Source organism: Micromonospora sp. WMMC241, assembly GCF_027460165.1.
GTDB classification, from domain to species: domain Bacteria; phylum Actinomycetota; class Actinomycetes; order Mycobacteriales; family Micromonosporaceae; genus Micromonospora; species Micromonospora humi.
Window position 1 is genome coordinate 2,262,447 of record NZ_JAPZBF010000001.1, and the last position, 14,385, is coordinate 2,276,831.

The 14,385-nt window shown below is 73.0% G+C and carries 16 protein-coding genes; 10 read left to right on the forward strand and 6 right to left on the reverse strand.

Going from position 1 to position 14,385, the window contains the following annotated elements; translation table 11 throughout:
* Positions 1-16: 16 nt before the first annotated feature.
* A complete protein-coding gene (locus tag O7598_RS10575; protein WP_269691141.1) occupies positions 17-448 on the reverse strand; it encodes a DUF1801 domain-containing protein in 432 nt (143 codons plus the stop codon).
* A gap of 219 nt (positions 449-667) precedes the next feature.
* Here O7598_RS10575 and O7598_RS10580 point away from each other — a divergent pair, with 219 nt between their 5' ends.
* From O7598_RS10580 to O7598_RS10605, 6 genes are all read left to right on the forward strand, one after another.
* Positions 668-1,687 (forward strand): polyprenyl synthetase family protein, encoded by a 1,020-nt coding sequence (locus tag O7598_RS10580; protein ID WP_269691142.1) that lies wholly within the window; start codon positions 668-670, stop codon positions 1,685-1,687.
* Entirely contained in the window at positions 1,684-2,712 is a 1,029-nt protein-coding gene (locus tag O7598_RS10585) for a UbiA family prenyltransferase (protein ID WP_269691143.1), read from the forward strand. The genes O7598_RS10580 and O7598_RS10585 overlap by 4 nt, the downstream gene beginning before the upstream one ends.
* A complete protein-coding gene (locus O7598_RS10590; protein WP_269691144.1) occupies positions 2,709-4,409 on the forward strand; it encodes a prenyltransferase/squalene oxidase repeat-containing protein in 1,701 nt (566 codons plus the stop codon). Before O7598_RS10585 ends, O7598_RS10590 begins: the two co-directional genes overlap by 4 nt.
* Positions 4,406-5,674 carry an FAD-dependent oxidoreductase gene (locus tag O7598_RS10595; protein ID WP_269691145.1) on the forward strand — a complete coding sequence of 423 codons (1,269 nt, stop codon included), beginning with the start codon at positions 4,406-4,408 and terminating at the stop codon, positions 5,672-5,674. The genes O7598_RS10590 and O7598_RS10595 overlap by 4 nt, the downstream gene beginning before the upstream one ends.
* Before the next feature lie 7 nt (positions 5,675-5,681).
* On the forward strand, positions 5,682-6,698 hold the full coding sequence (locus O7598_RS10600; protein WP_269691146.1) for a histidinol-phosphate transaminase: 1,017 nt from the start codon (positions 5,682-5,684) through the stop codon (positions 6,696-6,698).
* A gap of 94 nt (positions 6,699-6,792) precedes the next feature.
* Positions 6,793-7,356 carry a dihydrofolate reductase family protein gene (locus O7598_RS10605; RefSeq protein WP_269691147.1) on the forward strand — a complete coding sequence of 188 codons (564 nt, stop codon included), beginning with the start codon at positions 6,793-6,795 and terminating at the stop codon, positions 7,354-7,356.
* 24 nt (positions 7,357-7,380) lie between these two features.
* On the opposite strand, the gene O7598_RS10610 is transcribed toward O7598_RS10605, so the two are convergent.
* Positions 7,381-8,136 (reverse strand): class I SAM-dependent methyltransferase, encoded by a 756-nt coding sequence (locus tag O7598_RS10610; protein ID WP_269691148.1) that lies wholly within the window; start codon positions 8,134-8,136, stop codon positions 7,381-7,383.
* Positions 8,137-8,196: 60 nt separating this feature from the next.
* Positions 8,197-8,538: an MmcQ/YjbR family DNA-binding protein gene (locus O7598_RS10615; protein ID WP_269691149.1), complete on the reverse strand. Its 342-nt coding sequence runs from the start codon at positions 8,536-8,538 to the stop codon at positions 8,197-8,199.
* 72 nt (positions 8,539-8,610) lie between these two features.
* Between O7598_RS10615 and O7598_RS10620 the strand changes: the two genes are divergently transcribed.
* From O7598_RS10620 to O7598_RS10630, 3 genes are all read left to right on the forward strand, one after another.
* A complete protein-coding gene (locus O7598_RS10620) occupies positions 8,611-9,027 on the forward strand; it encodes an NUDIX domain-containing protein (RefSeq protein WP_269691150.1) in 417 nt (138 codons plus the stop codon).
* 75 nt (positions 9,028-9,102) lie between these two features.
* The gene (locus O7598_RS10625) at positions 9,103-9,915 is read left to right on the forward strand and encodes a phosphotransferase (RefSeq protein WP_269691151.1); all 813 of its coding nucleotides are present in this window, start codon (positions 9,103-9,105) and stop codon (positions 9,913-9,915) included.
* A gap of 138 nt (positions 9,916-10,053) precedes the next feature.
* Positions 10,054-11,502: a glycoside hydrolase family 5 protein gene (locus O7598_RS10630; protein WP_269691152.1), complete on the forward strand. Its 1,449-nt coding sequence runs from the start codon at positions 10,054-10,056 to the stop codon at positions 11,500-11,502.
* A 485-nt stretch (positions 11,503-11,987) separates the two neighbouring features.
* On the opposite strand, the gene O7598_RS10635 is transcribed toward O7598_RS10630, so the two are convergent.
* The gene (locus tag O7598_RS10635) at positions 11,988-12,203 is read right to left on the reverse strand and encodes a hypothetical protein (RefSeq protein WP_269691153.1); all 216 of its coding nucleotides are present in this window, start codon (positions 12,201-12,203) and stop codon (positions 11,988-11,990) included.
* The gene (locus O7598_RS10640) at positions 12,204-12,707 is read right to left on the reverse strand and encodes a hypothetical protein (RefSeq protein ID WP_269691154.1); all 504 of its coding nucleotides are present in this window, start codon (positions 12,705-12,707) and stop codon (positions 12,204-12,206) included.
* A 165-nt stretch (positions 12,708-12,872) separates the two neighbouring features.
* Between O7598_RS10640 and O7598_RS10645 the strand changes: the two genes are divergently transcribed.
* Positions 12,873-13,589 carry a DinB family protein gene (locus O7598_RS10645; RefSeq protein ID WP_269691155.1) on the forward strand — a complete coding sequence of 239 codons (717 nt, stop codon included), beginning with the start codon at positions 12,873-12,875 and terminating at the stop codon, positions 13,587-13,589.
* On the opposite strand, the gene O7598_RS10650 is transcribed toward O7598_RS10645, so the two are convergent.
* The gene (locus O7598_RS10650) at positions 13,540-14,316 is read right to left on the reverse strand and encodes a 2-hydroxy-acid oxidase (protein WP_269691156.1); all 777 of its coding nucleotides are present in this window, start codon (positions 14,314-14,316) and stop codon (positions 13,540-13,542) included. The two genes, O7598_RS10645 and O7598_RS10650, sit on opposite strands and share 50 nt — an antisense overlap.
* Positions 14,317-14,385: the final 69 nt, after the last annotated feature.

Sequence of the window (14,385 nt, forward strand, 5' to 3'; positions counted from 1 at the left end):
TGACCCGCCCCCGCCGTCACGCCCCGGGTGGATCGGCCCCGTCGGCGCCCCGGCGCTCCCGGACGGATGCGTCGATCAGCTCACGAAGGACGCTCTCGTCGACGGCGTCGAGCCGGGTGAGATAGAGGCATGCCTTCGCCGTCCGGTGCGGGCCGAGCCGCGCGAGCGCCGCGCCGTGCCGCTCGGCGTAGCCACCGGCCAGGTAGAGCACGAGATGCTGCTTACGCGGCGAGAAGCCGACCAGGAAGAACTCGCCGGTGGGGCCGCGGTGGCTGCCGAAGCCCACGATGCTCGTGCCCCACATCACCGGTGGCTCTCCGGTGGCGTCCTGAAGGATGGCCCGGAGTCGTCGCGCGTCGGCCCGCCGTCGCTCGTCGGGGACCGCCGCCAGGAAGTCGTCGACGTCCGTGTCGACCGGCACGGTCACCGGACCCTTCGCTCTCGTCATGGCCGCATGCTCCCACGCGGGTCCGACTTCCGGCGGCGACCGCCCTGGCGCCGGAAAGGCTCATTTGGCTGCGCATCGGCCAATTTGCCGAAGAATATCGTCATCACATTGGTCGCCACCCATGAATTGGTGCATTTATCAATGGTTGTTCGCGGGAGTTCCGGCCGGTAACGTCTCGCATGGCGACTAGCCGAGCCTTCGTGAAAGGGTCGACGCGTCATGACGGTTGCTGGCTTCACGCGATATCCGCCCTTCATCGACGACCTCGCCCGAAGCGAATCGGGACGGCTGCTGCACGCCGAACTCGGCCGCCGCTGGCCGGAGACCACCGACCAGCTCACCGCGACCGCCCGGTACGCGCTGCTGCCGGCCGGCAAGCTGCTCCGCCCGATGATGACGCTGCACGCCGCGGAGGCGGTGGGCGGATCCCCCCGCGACGTGCTCGCCGCCGCGCTCGGCACGGAATACCTGCACGTCGCGACGCTCGTGCACGACGACATCATCGACGCCGACACGCTGCGCCGCGGCCGCCCGGCGGTGCCAGTCGCATTCGGCATCCCGGGCGCCATCGTCGCCGGCGACCACCTCATCTTCACCGCGTTCCGGGCCATCGTGGACGGCGGCGCCGCGGTCCCACCGGGGCACGTGGTCGCGGCGCTCACCGCGCTGGCCGAGGCGGGGCAGGACCTGTGCCGGGGCCAGTCGATCGAGGCGGGGCTGGTCGGCGACCTGGACGCGGGGGCCCGCTGGTACCCGGAGATGATCCGCCTCAAGACCGGGTCGCTGTTCCGCGCGGTGTGCCAGATCGGCGCGCTGCTCGGCGGCGCGGAACCGGCCGTGGCGTCCGCGCTCGCCCGCTACGGCGAGCACCTGGGCGTCGCCTTCCAGATCCGCGACGACCTGCTGTCCTACCTCGCCACCCCGGAGCAGACCGGGAAGCCGGCGACCAGCGACCTCAACAACGGCCGGCCGACCCTGCCGCTGCTGCTGGCCTACGACGCGGCCACCGACACCGACCGGGTCGAGCTGATGGCGGTGCTGCACCGCCGTGGCGCGGGCCCCGGCGACGTCGAGTGGGTCACCGCCCTGCTCCGCGACCTCGACGCGGTCGGGGGAGCGCACCGGCGGATGGTCGAGCACGCCGAGCGCGCGCGGGCCGAGCTGGCCGTGCTCGCCCCCTCCGCGAGCGCGGACGTGCTGGCCGGCATCGCGCGCTGGTTGACGAGCGAGATGGCGTGAGTGCCGCCCGGACACTGCGGGCGCACCTGGAGACCTGGCGGCCCTACACCCTCTGGTACGTGGGGCTGGTCGGGCTCGGCGGCGCGGCGGTGGCCGCCGGCCCTCACCATCCGTGGCGGCTCCTGTCGGCCTGGGCCGCGCCGACCGCCGGCTGGCTGGGCGGCCACTACCTCGGTGACTGGTTCGACCGGGAACTGGACGCCGGCAGCAAGCCGCACCGGCCGATCCCGTCCGACCGGCTGCGGGCCCGCACGGCGGTGGCGTGCGGATGCGCCTGCTTCGCCGTGCTCGCCGTCCTGGCGGCGGCCGGCGGCTGGAGCACCACGGCGGTGGCGCTGCTGGCCGGCTTCGGCATCGTCGCCTACAGCCGCTGGCTCAAGGCACGCGGGATCGCCGGCAACCTGGTCCGTGGCGCGCTCGGCGCGGTCGCGCTGCTCTACGGCGCGCTCGCCGTCGGGCTTCCGCCGGACCCGTCGTCGGCGCTGCCGGTGCTGCTGGCGCTGACCGTCGCGTTCTGGGCGCACGACGCGATGTCCAACCTGGTCGGGGCGCTGCGCGACATCGACGGGGACCGCGCGGGCGGGTACGAGACGCTGCCGGTCCGCCGGGGCGTACCGTTCGCGGTCCGGACCGTCGTGGCGCTGCACGCCGTCACGCTCGGCGCCGCCCTCACCGCCGGTCTGCTGGCCGACCCCGACGTGCGTCCCGCCTACCTGGTGACGTTGCTCGTGGTCGCGGTGGTGGGCGTCGCCGCGCTCGCACCGCTCGTGACCCGGCGCGCCGGGATGCCGGTGGTGGTGGCGTTGCGCGCCCACTCCGTCCTGGTCGTCGAGCGGGTGGTGCTGGCCTCGGCCGTGGTCGGGCTCGGCCTCGGCGTCGCCGTGCAGCTCGCGCTCGTGCTGCCGATGGTCGCGCTGACCTGGTGGGCGCAGCGCGGGATGCGCGCCCGGCACGAACTCGGCCCGGCGACCGCGGGCCTGGCCCTGGCCACCCACCGTCGAGTGTCTCTGGAGGACGCGCCATGACCGCTGTGACCGCCGAGGCCGTCGCGAAGGCGCTCACCGCCGGCGCCGAGGCGCTGCTGCGCCGCCGGCGCGCCGACGGCGTCTTCGGCGACGACCCGCCGGCCTCGGTGCTGGGCACCGCCGGCGCGGTGGCCGCGCTGCACGCGGCCGACCCGGCGGGCAGCGCGGACCTGGTCGACGCCGGCGTCGGATGGCTGCTCCGGCAGCAGCACGACGACGGCGGCTGGGGCGGCGTGGTGGGCGCCGAGAGCGAGGTCGTGCCCACCGCCGTCGCGGTCGCGGCGCTCGCGCTCAGCGCGCCCGCGACCGGTGCGGAGGCGGTCGCGGCCGGGCGGGCCCGACTGGCCGCGATGGGCGGCGTCGACACGGTCACCGACCGGGCCATCTCGCTGCTGTGCCGGCAGCTCCTGACCATGGCCGGGCTGACCGCCGAGGCCGGCCCGCTGCGCCGGCTGCCACTGGAGATCGTGCTGTTCGACCGGGTCCGCCGCCGGCGCCTGTCGTTCCGCACCACACCGTTCGTCGGTCTCGCCCTGATGCAGGCCGACCTGCTGCCCGCCGGCCGCCTGCGCCGCGCCACGCTGCGTCGGGCCCGGCCGGTGGCGCTGCGCCTGCTGCGCTCCGTCCACGACCACGAGGGGCGCACCGGCGCGCTGAGCGAGGACCCGTGGCCCGCCGCCCTGGTGCTGCTCGGCCTGGCCCGCAGCGGGGAGGCGCCCGACATCGCCGAGGCCGTGGTGGGCTGGCTGCGGCGGGCGGTCCGCCCCGACGGGGCCTGGGACGCCGTGACGAACCTGGACCTGACCCGCTCCGGCTACGCGGTGACCGGCCTGATCGCGGCCGGGTACGCTGCCGACCCGCGGCTGCGCGCCACCCGGGACTTCTTCCACGCCACCCAGAAACCGGCCGCGTTCGAGGTGCTGGACGTGCCGCCGGGCGGCTGGAGCTACTCGAACGTGGCCGGCTGGCCGGTGACGCTGGAGTCGGCCGAGATCCTGTCGGCGCTCGCCGGCTACCCCGACGCGGACGCGGACCCGGTCCTGCGCACCGGCCTGGAGTGGCTGGTCGGCCGGCAGGACAGCCGCGGCTCGTGGAGCCTGTGGGTACGCGACACGCAGCTCGCCAACGACGGCCCGTGCCCGGCCATCACCAGCCAGGCGATCCTCGCCCTGCACGACGCCGGCCACCCCGACGACCACCCGGCGATCGCGCGGGCCGTGGCCTGGCTGCTGAGCCGGGCCGCCCCCGACGGCCGGTTCGAGAACCTGTGGTACCGCGACCACACCTCCGGCACGGCCGTGGTGGTGGCGGCGCTGTCCCGGGTCGGTCACGCCCGGCACGACGTGGTCCGCCGGTCGGCTCGCTGGCTGCGCGACACCCAACTGCCGGACGGCTCGTGGGGGCCGGGCGACGGCACCGCCGGCACGGTCGAGGAGACCGCCTGGGCCGTCCAGGGCCTGCTCGCCACCGGCGATCCGGAGCACCGCCACGCGGCCGACCGGGGCGTCGCCTGGCTGGTGGCGGCCGCCGGGCCGGACGGCGGATGGCCGGCGGCCCGGGTGTGCAACTACATCCGCCACCACATGCGCTACCCCAACGCGGTGATCACCCAGGCGCTTGCGCTGCGCGCGCTCGGTGAACACCGCAGGGCCGCCGCGGCCCGATCGGACGTCGCCCCCGGGGCGGTGGCCCGATGAGCGCCGACGTCGTGGTGGTGGGCGCCGGCGCCGGTGGCCTGGCGAGCGCCCGCGCGCTCGGCGCGCTCGGGCTGCGGGTGCTCGTGCTCGACCGGCAGCGCACCCCCGCGTCGATCGCCAAGGGCGAGATCCTGCAACCCGAGACGGTCCGCATCCTCGACGCCTGGGGTGCGCTCGACGCGCTGCGGGCCACCGGCGCGCGCCCGGTCGGGCGGCTGGCCATCCGCGACCCGTACGGCGGGCCGTTGCTCTGCCTGGACTACGCCGGCCTGCCCGGGGCGTACCGGGAGATCCTCTGCGCCGACTACGGCGACCTGCGCGGCGTGCTCGCCGACGGGCTGCCCGCCACGGTGGACCTCCGCTGGGGGCGGCGGGTGACCGGCCTGCTGCGCGACGCCGGCGGGCGGGTCGGCGGCGTTCGGGTCACCGGCGACGGCGGTGACCAGGACGTGCCGGCGGCGCTGGTGGTGGCCGCCGACGGGATGTCCTCGCCGTTGCGCCGGGCGGCCGGCGTCGCGGTCGAGCGCGGCGAGTACCCGCACGGCCTGGTCGCGTTCGACGTGGCCGGCGCCGAGGTGGCCGACGAGGTGACCGCCTACCGGACCGGTCGTGGCCTGTGTCTGGTCTACCCGCTGCCGGGCGGCCGGTGCCGCCTCTACGTGCAGGTGACGCCGGACGAGTTCCGGGGCCGCACCGACCTGGACCCCTGGTGCGACCGGCTGATCACCGACGTGCCGGCCCTCCGGCCGCTGGCGTCGGCGATCCGGGCCAGCCTGCACCGCCGCCAACTCCTCGCGGTCTACCGGCTGCGCACCGCCCGCCTCACCGTGCCCGGCCTCGCGCTGGTCGGCGAGGCCGCCCACGCGGTGCACCCGATGGCGGCGCAGGGCGTCAACAGCTCCCTCGGTGACGCCGAGACCCTCGCCGCCACCCTGGCGGCCGAGGGCGGCACGCCGGAGCCGGGCGCGGTGGACCGGGCGCTGCGGGCGTTCGAGGCCGCCCGCCGGCCCCGGCTCGACCACGTCGCCACCGTCAGCCACAACGCCTCCCGCATGATCACCAGCGTCTCCGGGCTGCCGAAACTGCTCGGCGGGCGGATGATGCGCCGCACCGCCGCCAACCCCCGGCTGCTCGGGCTCACCGCCGGCAACCTCTCCGGTACGGACGTCCGGCCGCTCTCCCTGGTCGACCGGCTGCACCAGCTCGGGCTGCTCGCCGACCGGCACGCCCACACCCCGTCCGCACCGGCCCCGTCCGAGAAGTGAGCAACCCGTGACACGTGCGACCGTTGTCGACCCGACCGACCTGTCGATGAACGAGACCCCGTACCCGCCGCTACCCGGCATCCGGCGGATCGTCGCCAAGGGGGCCGCCGCGCTCCAGCGGTATCCGGACCGCACCTCGTCGACGCTGGTGTCGGCGTTGTCCGCTCGGCTCGGGGTGGGGCCAGAGGCGATAGTGATCGGCCCCGGCTCGGCCGGGCTGTGCCAGCACCTGGTGCAGTCGCTCGGACCCCGACCGGAGGTCGTGCACGCGGCGCTGTCGTTCGAGGGCTACCCGCTGATCGTGCGCAACGCGGGCGCCCGCGCGGTGCCGGTGCCGATGGACGGGTACGACCACGACCTGCCCGCGATGGCGGACGCGGTCACCGACCGGACCCGGTGCGTGCTGCTGTGCAGCCCGAACAACCCGACCGGGGCGGCGCTGCGCCGCGACCGGGTCGAGGCGTTCCTCGACCGCATCCCGGCCGACGTGCCGGTCATCGTGGACGAGGCGTACCGGGAGTTCGTCACCGACCCGGAGTCGCCGGACGGGATGGAGCTGTACCGGGCGTACGACAACGTCTGCGTGCTGCGCACCTTCTCCAAGGCGTACGGGCTGGCCGCGCTGCGGATCGGCTACGCCGTGGTGCCGCCCCGGCTGGCCGCGGCGGCGGCGCTGACCGGCGCGGTGTTCTTCCCGAACGCGCTCGCCCAGGCGGCGGCCGTGGCGAGCCTCGCCCCGGACGTGACCTCGGAGCTGACCCACCGGTGCACGGAGCTGGTGGCGTCGCGGACCCGCCTGGTCGGCGCGCTGCGCGGTCTGGGGGTCACCGTGGCGCCCAGCGAGGCGAACTTCGTGTGGCTGCCGCTGGGGGAGCGGGCGGCGTCGTTCGCGGATCGGGCCCGCGCGGCCGGGATCCTGGTGATGGCGCTGCCCGGCGCCGGGGTGCGGATCACGGTCGGCTCCGACGAGGCGAACGACCGGCTCCTCGCGTTCGTCCGGTCGGCGCTCGCCGAAGGGCTCTGAACTTTTTCCCGGGATGTCGTCGCATCCGGGCCGGGTCGTTCGTGGAACGGTCGAGAGGCGGAGGCTTCCGCACGACACACCGGGAGGCAGAGGCGTGGCAAAACTGATCTACGTGAACAACGTGTCGGTCGACGGCTACATCGAGGACGAGAGCGGGGCCTTCGCCTGGCTCCCGCTCGACGACGAGGTGTTCACGTTCACCACCGACCTCGTGCGATCGGTGGGCACCTTCCTCTACGGGCGGCGCCTCTACGAGTCGATGGCGGTCTGGGAGACCGACCCCGCCCTGGCCGCGCAGTCCGCGCGCATGGCCGAGTTCGCGCGCGTGTGGCAGGCGGCGGACAAGGTCGTCTACTCCACCACCCTCACCGCGACGTCGACGGCCCGCACCAGCCTGGAGCGCCGTTTCGACCCCGCCGCCGTACGCGAGATGAAGGCCACTGCCGATAGTGACCTCATGATCGGCGGCGCGGACCTGGCGGCGCAGGCCCTGCGGGCCGGACTCGTCGACGAGTGCCAGCTGATCGTCTGGCCCGTCTCCGTCGGCGGCGGCAAGCCAGGGCTGCCTCCTGGCGTGCGCACCGACTTCGAGTTCCTCGGTGAGCGTCGGTTCGGCAACGGCGTCGTTGTTCTCCGTTACCGCCCGGTCGGTCGATGACCGGGGTGACATGTCGGTCGAGGTCTAGTCGGCCGTCCGGTGCGCGAGAAGCGCGAACGAGTTGGGCAGACGGCCCGCCCAGGCCGCGGCGTCCACGCCACCCATGCGCCAGAACGGATCGGCGTACTCGCCGAGGTGCAGGAGGTGCAGGCCCGCCGCGGTCACCGCCGTGACGACCTCGCCGAGCGTGCGCTGCCACTGGACCGCTCCGCCGGCGGGAAAGGTGTCGTTGATGTGGCTCCTGGCGAAATAGCTGCGATCCGATCGGATACGAGGTTCGTCGGCGTCCCACGTCCACAGGGGCGTCGCAGGGTGCTCCTCGTAGACGAACAGATGCCCCGACGGGCGGAGCAGTCGGACGATGTCCTGGGCCCACCGGGTCAGGTCGGGCATCCAGATCAACGCGCCCTTGCCGGTGTAGACGAGATCGGCGCAGGCGTCGGTCAGCGGAGCACCCGGGAGCGCCGCCACGACGTACCGGCAGGCGACACCGAGCTCGTTCGCGCGGCGCTGCGCCGCGCGCACCGCGACCTCGCTGTAGTCGACCCCCACGACCGACTTCGCGCCGGCCCGCACGAGAGCGATGTCGTCGGTGCCGTTCCCGCTCTGCCAGTGCAGGACGTCAGGTGACCGGCGCAGCACGTCGTGCAGCAGGTCGCGCTCGACCTCGGCGAGCGATGAGCCGGCGGCGACCTCGGCCAGGATGGCCCGGTGTTCCCGGACGTACTTCTGAGAGGCGGCCTCCCAGGCACGTCTGTTCGCCCGCGTCGTCGCATCCATGCTCCGACACTTATCCGCCGGTGGGCATTCGGCAACCGCAATCCGGCCTCCCGGCCGTGGTCAACCTCCGAGTCTCTGCCGGGCGAGGAACTTGGGCACGACCATGCGCCACGCCTCCGTCACCAGCTCGGTCATGTGTCCGTGGTCGAGCCGGTCGGCGTGGCAGCAGACCCAGTTGAAGCGCTGGTCGGAGACACCGGGCAGGAAGAAAAGGTCCGGCTCGTCGGCGATGAGCCCGTCGCGCTCCTCCTTCGGATAACCGAAGCCCATCGTCGTCTCGTCGCGGGAGAACGCGACGTACACGATGGCGCCGACCCGGAACTTCACGCGGTCCCGGACGAGGTGCTCACTGCTGCGCGGCAGCGTCCGTGCCAGCGCGCGGACGTCGGCTACGGTGACCATGTCCCGACCATACGCACGTGCGGACGGCCCGGTCGGCCGCCACGGCGGTTCCGCCTGGGGCAGGATGGGCCGATGACGATCTCCGCCGACGACTCCGGTCCGGCCCGAATCGTGACGGGCGTTCTCCGCGACGGGGACCGGGTGTTGCTGGTCCATCGAAGCGCCGGACGCCGGTGGTTCCGCGACGTGTGGGACCTGCCGGGCGGTCATGTCGACGAGGGGGAGGAGCCGACGCAGAGCCTGGTCCGCGAGCTTCGGGAGGAGCTGGGGATCACGGCGTCTGAGCCGTCCGGCCCGCCGATGCGGGAGATCCGGGGTGCGACGTTCCACATGCGGATCTGGTTGGTCGACGACTGGACCGGAACACCCGTCAACGCCGCGCCGGACGAACACGACGCGGTGGCGTGGTTCGGGACGTCCCAGCTCGGCGGCCTGCGTCTCGCCCACGAGCCGCTTCTCCCGATGCTCACCGCCGTGCTCGCCGAGTGACATCACCGCCGAATTCACGGGTCCTCGGACGGCTCGCTCTTCGCGCGGCCGGGATCATGGCTTCCGGGGTCTGAGATGGCGACGGAGGCCGTAGCCGCGGCCCGATCGATCGCCTCGTCGCTCGGGCTGCCGAGTCAGGACGCGATCATTCTGCAGGAGTCGAACCGGATCACGCTGCGCCTGTTGCCGTGTGACGTGCTGGCCCGGGTGTCGGCGGCCGCGGATCACGCCGCCGCCCGGTTCGAGCTCCGGCTCGCACAACGGTTGACCGCTGAGGGCAGCCCGGTGGCGGTGCTCGACCCGCGCGTGCCGCCCCGCGTGCACGAGCGCGACGGCTACGCGGTCACGCTGTGGCGCTACTACGAGCCGTCGACCCGGACGGTGACGCCGGCGCGCTACGCCGCGACCCTCGCCCGGCTGCATTCCGGCATGCGCGGCCTGCGCCTGCCGACACCGCACTGGACGGACCGGGTCGAGCAGGCACAGCGGCTGATGGCCGACCGCGACCGTACGCCCGACCTCGCCGACGCGGACCGTGAGCTTCTCGATTCGACCCTGCGCGAACTCCGCCGCGCTGTCGCCGCACGCGGCCGCGCCGAGCAGACCCTGCACGGCGAGCCGCACCCGGGCAACCTGCTGCCGACGAGGATCGGGCCCCTGTTCATCGATCTGGAGACCTGCTGCCGAGGACCGGTCGAGTTCGACCTCGCCCACGCGCCCGAGGACGTTGCCGGGCACTACCCGGGCATCGACCACGACCTGCTGGACGACTGCCGGACACTCACCCTGGCACTGGCCACCGTTTGGCGCTGGGACCGACACGACCGGCTCCCGAACGGACGCCGGCTGGCCGCCGAGTGGCTCAGTTGGATCCGGACCCGAGTCTGAGCCCGCGGCCGGCGCCGCAGGGCGCAGTTCCCCGGGACCAGCGGATAAAGGCCTTCCGATCCTTGATCCGTGGCGGGAGCGCTCCCGTAACTCCCTCCGTACGGACGTGGGTACACCCGGCGGGAGGTCGCGATTCCGATGCGCAGTTCTAGGTTCGGCAGGTCACGCACGTCAGAGCGTCGTTGGCGGCTCGGCGCCGTCGTCGGGGTCGCGGTTCTCGTCGTCGGTGTCGGGTTGGGCATCGCCTCCGCCGGCGAGTCGGCGCCCACCGTCAGTTGTCCGAAGGTCACCGTCGGTGTGAACATTCCGGCTCAACAGCAGGCCGAGGTGCAGCGCAACCTCGAACTGCTCGACAGCCAGATCGCCGAGGCCGACAAGCGGCTGCGCGACACGGTCGGTCAGGGCGGTCCCGACTTCGCCCGGAACGTGGTCCTCGGCCCGCTGCGGGACAAGCGATTCGCCACCATCAACCGGATCGAGACGGCGATCGGTCGCAACGCCGCGAAGCCCGACCTCAACGCCGAGGGCCTGTCGGCCTGCGCGCTCAGCGACGGCACCGAGACAGCCCCGGTCGCGAAGCCGACCGCCGCGCCGACGACCGCCGCAGCGGCCGAGCCGGCACCCGCGGGCTCCGCTGCCGCCCCGGCCGGCACGCCCGTGTCGGTCAACGGTCGGCTCAGCGTCTGCGGTGTGCAGTTGTGCAACGAGGCCGGCGAGGCGATCCAACTACGCGGTATGAGTAGTCACGGCCTGCAGTTCTTCCCGAACTGCGTGAACGCCGACTCGCTCGCGGCGCTGCGCGACGACTGGAACGCCGACTTCATCCGGCTGTCGATGTACGTGCAGGAGGGTGGCCTGGAGACCGACCCGGTCGGCTTCACCGCCAAGGTGAACGGCCTCGTCGACGAGGCCACCCGGCTCGGGCTCTACGTCCTGGTGGATTTCCACATCCTCACCCCGGGTGACCCCAACGTGAACCTGGGTCTGGCCAAGACGTTCTTCGCGGACGTCTCGGCCCGGCACGCGGCGAACGACAACGTGATCTACGAGGTCGCGAACGAGCCGAACGGCGTCAGCTGGGACGGCATCAAGACGTACGCCGAACAGGTCATCCCGGTGATCCGGAAGAACTCGCCGGACAGCGTCGTGCTGGTCGGCACCCGTGGCTTCTCGTCGCTGGGCCTGAGCGAGGGCAGCGACGAGACCGAGGTCGTCGACGATCCGGTCGACGCCGAGAACGTCATGTACACGTTCCACTTCTACGCGGCCTCGCACGGCGCCGACCGGCGCGCGGTGGTGGCTCGGGCGGCGAAGAGCCTGCCGCTGTTCGTCAGCGAGTTCGGCACGCAGACCTTCACCGGCGACGGCACCAACGACTTCGCCAGCACCACCGCCTGGCTGGACCTGCTCAAGAGCAACAAGATCTCGTACGGGATGTGGAGCTTCTCGGACGGCCGGGAGACCAATTCGGCCTTCCAGCAGGGCACCTGCGCCGGTAGGAACTTCACCGGCAACGGCGTGCTGACCGAAGCGGGCCGGTACCTCCGCAGCCGGATCCTCACCGGCGTCGGCAACCCAAACGGCTGACCGACCGACGGCGCGTGGCCCGGATCCCCGATCATCGGATCCGGGCCCGGCATCGCGATCGCCACGCTCGGCGTCGCGCTTTCGCTGTTCGGCACGAGGAAGACCGATCTCGTCGAGCACGGCTTGGCCGACCGTGATGACGCTCGGTGGCGGGTTGGCCGCCATCGCCTGGTCAGACGGACAGGACGTGCTCGACGAGGGCCGGACAGTGGGTCTTCCAGTTCAACGCCGGGCATCCACACCGGCCCGAGGCGGGCCCGAAGGTGTGACCGTGCGGCGACCGGGTCGATGTTGAGGCAGAGTTCAGGCCGCCCCACCTCAGCCGAACTACCCCACTGCCGTCCACGCCGGACGACGGTAGGCCGTCGACGCTCGGCCCCGGTTGACCGCCGAGCCACTGCCGAGCGAGGAACATGTGCCGATAATGATCCCCGCGGTCGACCGCGGGCCGGCCCGGACGCCGCTGGTATCCCGATGTGGGACCCCTACCGGGCAGTCGTGTCGGGCCGAGGCCGGCCACCGTCATCCGCGAGGTAGTCGGTGGCTCCCTTGACCGCGTCGCCGGGCACCGCCCACCCCGCATGACGCACCAGCAGGATTCGCGCGTGGTCGTCGACGACGACGACCGACACCGACGGCATCTGGATCAACTCATGGCCGATCCTGGCCCGCAGCCGGGCGAGATGCGGTGGCATGGCCATTCAAACCTCGTAGTCGTCCTGTGTCGCGGCGAGAAAGGCGTTCCGAGCCCTCGCGACCGAATCCCACGCATCCTCCCGTCCGCGACCCCACTTCCCCCTGAGATACCGGTCGTCGATCGCGTCGCTGTAGGTGCCGACCGCCTTCGTCAGCGCATCTGCTCGTTCGGCTACCAGCTTCGGACCGGCGATCTGGACGGCGGCGTTGGTGGAGATGAAATCGAGCCACTCGTCGGCGTAGCGCTTGTGTAGATCCCTGAGAGGGGCTCCGTCGTCGTTGCCGTCCATGGCAAGGACCAACTCCCGGGCGTGGTCGAGAAACGTGTCCAGCTTCGTGAGGAATGAGACCTGCGTCTGCCGTCGAGCGTCGGCGATCTGCTCACGCCGCGCCTGCTCGACTTGCCGGCGCTGAACACTTGCCGTTCGGTAGGTGCCGCCGAAGGTGATCAGTCCACCGACGACTGTTCCGGCCAGTGTGAGGAATCCGCTCGTGAGGTCGCTCGCCATGCGGCCAGCCAACCACTCCGGCAGCTCGGCGTAGGCCGAAGAGTCGCGAGGCCGATCCGACTGCGCCGAGTGCCCCCGCTCGCTCGAGCGTTGTCGGACCCGCCCGCTAGCGTCACCGAGACCACCATCGGAAGGCAGGGTGCCGTGACTCAGTGTGACGTCACGATGTTCGTGGAGAGGGACCTGCGAGGCGCACGGTTCACGAGGTCGACGCTGGCCGGTGCGGTGATGCGCGGCGTCGACGTCCACGGGCTCGACATCGACGCCCCGTGGCTGGGCGACGGCGCACTGCTGATCAACGGCGTCGACGTCGTGCCGCTTGTCGAGGCCGAGCTGAACCGGCGGTTTCCCGGGCGCGAGTTGAGGCATGCCAGGGATCCCGATGGGCTGCGCACGGCGTGGGCGACGGTCGAGCGAGCCTGGGCGGCCGCGGTCGACCGGGTCGAGTCCCTGCCCGACGGCGCTGCTGACGTCTCGGTCGACGGCGAGTGGTCGTTCGCGGAGACTCTGCGTCACCTGGCATTCGCCACCGACGCATGGCTCGGCAAGGCGGTCCTGGGCCTGGCGCGGCCCTTCCATCCGCTCGGGTGGCCGCATGCCGAGTACGAGACGGACGGCTTCGACATGTCGGTCTTCACCACCGTGCGGCCGAGCCTTGCCGAGGTGCTCCAACTTCGTGCCGCGCGGCAGGCGATGGTGCGCGATTTTCTGGCGGGAGTCACCCCTGAACGGCTCGCCGAGCCCCGGCCGACAGCGTGGTCACCCGAGCACCTGGAGCCGGTCCTGCACTGCCTCCACGTGATCTTCGACGAGGAGTGGGAACATCTCCGCTTCACACTGCGTGACCTCGATGCGCAGGAACAAGGCTGGTGTCCGTCGTGACCGCCACCAGGCACAGATAGCGCAGGTCGGCCTCGTAGTCCGCGGCCACCACCGCACCGGGCTGGCCCGGGTCGTCGTCGAGCCGCTCCAGCAGGGACCACCAGACCCCGGTCAACGGCTGCCCCGGGGGCACGGCGGTGACCGGGCTCGCGCCCATCGCCATGCCGGCGAGCCCTGCGCCCAGCACCACCGCCACGTCCGGCCGTCCCGCGCCGAGCGCGCGCAGCTCGGCCGCCGCCAGGCCGGCGACGTCGTCCGGCCCGACGTCCGCGTGCTGCCGCAACGCGGTCACCCGCGCGCCGTCGTCGTCCGGGCCGCCGCCGAGCAGCAGCGCCACCGCCCGGTGCCGCGCCGGCACGGCAACCCCCGGGTCGTACGGTAGGACGGCCTGCTCCACGACGAGCAGCAGGGCCCGGCGGTACGCCGAGGCGCCGGCGATGCGCAACCCGGTGAACGCCGCCGCCGCCCCCTGGTCGCAGAGCGCGAACGACATCGGCGTGCCGGGGCAGACGTGACTGAGGTAGGCGGCGGTGGCCCGCCCGGGCAGCGCGTCGTGCACGGCGAACGCCAGCACCAGCAGGTCCACCGGCTCGTCGTCCGGCACGATCGTCCGGATCAGCTCGGCGGCCATCTCGCCGTAGGACTGGCCCGGCGCCGACGGATCGACCGCCAGGCCGTACGGGCGGGCCAGGTCGGTCAGGTACTCGCCGGCGCGCGACCGCAGCACCGGGTCGGCGAGCAGTTCGGCCGGGCCGGTGAACTCCCGGCGCGCGGCCCGGATCAGGTGCAGCAGGAT

Excerpts from the sequence above, each read along its gene's own strand:
- O7598_RS10575 (WP_269691141.1), bottom strand. The coding sequence starts at position 448 with ATGACGAGAGCGAAGGGTCCGGTGACCGTGCCGGTCGACACGGACGTC.
- O7598_RS10580 (WP_269691142.1), top strand. The coding sequence starts at position 668 with ATGACGGTTGCTGGCTTCACGCGATATCCGCCCTTCATCGACGACCTC.
- O7598_RS10590 (WP_269691144.1), top strand. The coding sequence starts at position 2,709 with ATGACCGCTGTGACCGCCGAGGCCGTCGCGAAGGCGCTCACCGCCGGC.
- O7598_RS10595 (WP_269691145.1), top strand. The coding sequence starts at position 4,406 with ATGAGCGCCGACGTCGTGGTGGTGGGCGCCGGCGCCGGTGGCCTGGCG.
- O7598_RS10610 (WP_269691148.1), bottom strand. The coding sequence starts at position 8,136 with ATGGATGCGACGACGCGGGCGAACAGACGTGCCTGGGAGGCCGCCTCT.
- O7598_RS10615 (WP_269691149.1), bottom strand. The coding sequence starts at position 8,538 with ATGGTCACCGTAGCCGACGTCCGCGCGCTGGCACGGACGCTGCCGCGC.
- O7598_RS10620 (WP_269691150.1), top strand. The coding sequence starts at position 8,611 with ATGACGATCTCCGCCGACGACTCCGGTCCGGCCCGAATCGTGACGGGC.
- O7598_RS10625 (WP_269691151.1), top strand. The coding sequence starts at position 9,103 with ATGGCGACGGAGGCCGTAGCCGCGGCCCGATCGATCGCCTCGTCGCTC.
- O7598_RS10630 (WP_269691152.1), top strand. The coding sequence starts at position 10,054 with ATGCGCAGTTCTAGGTTCGGCAGGTCACGCACGTCAGAGCGTCGTTGG.
- O7598_RS10635 (WP_269691153.1), bottom strand. The coding sequence starts at position 12,203 with ATGGCCATGCCACCGCATCTCGCCCGGCTGCGGGCCAGGATCGGCCAT.
- O7598_RS10640 (WP_269691154.1), bottom strand. The coding sequence starts at position 12,707 with ATGGCGAGCGACCTCACGAGCGGATTCCTCACACTGGCCGGAACAGTC.
- O7598_RS10645 (WP_269691155.1), top strand. The coding sequence starts at position 12,873 with ATGTTCGTGGAGAGGGACCTGCGAGGCGCACGGTTCACGAGGTCGACG.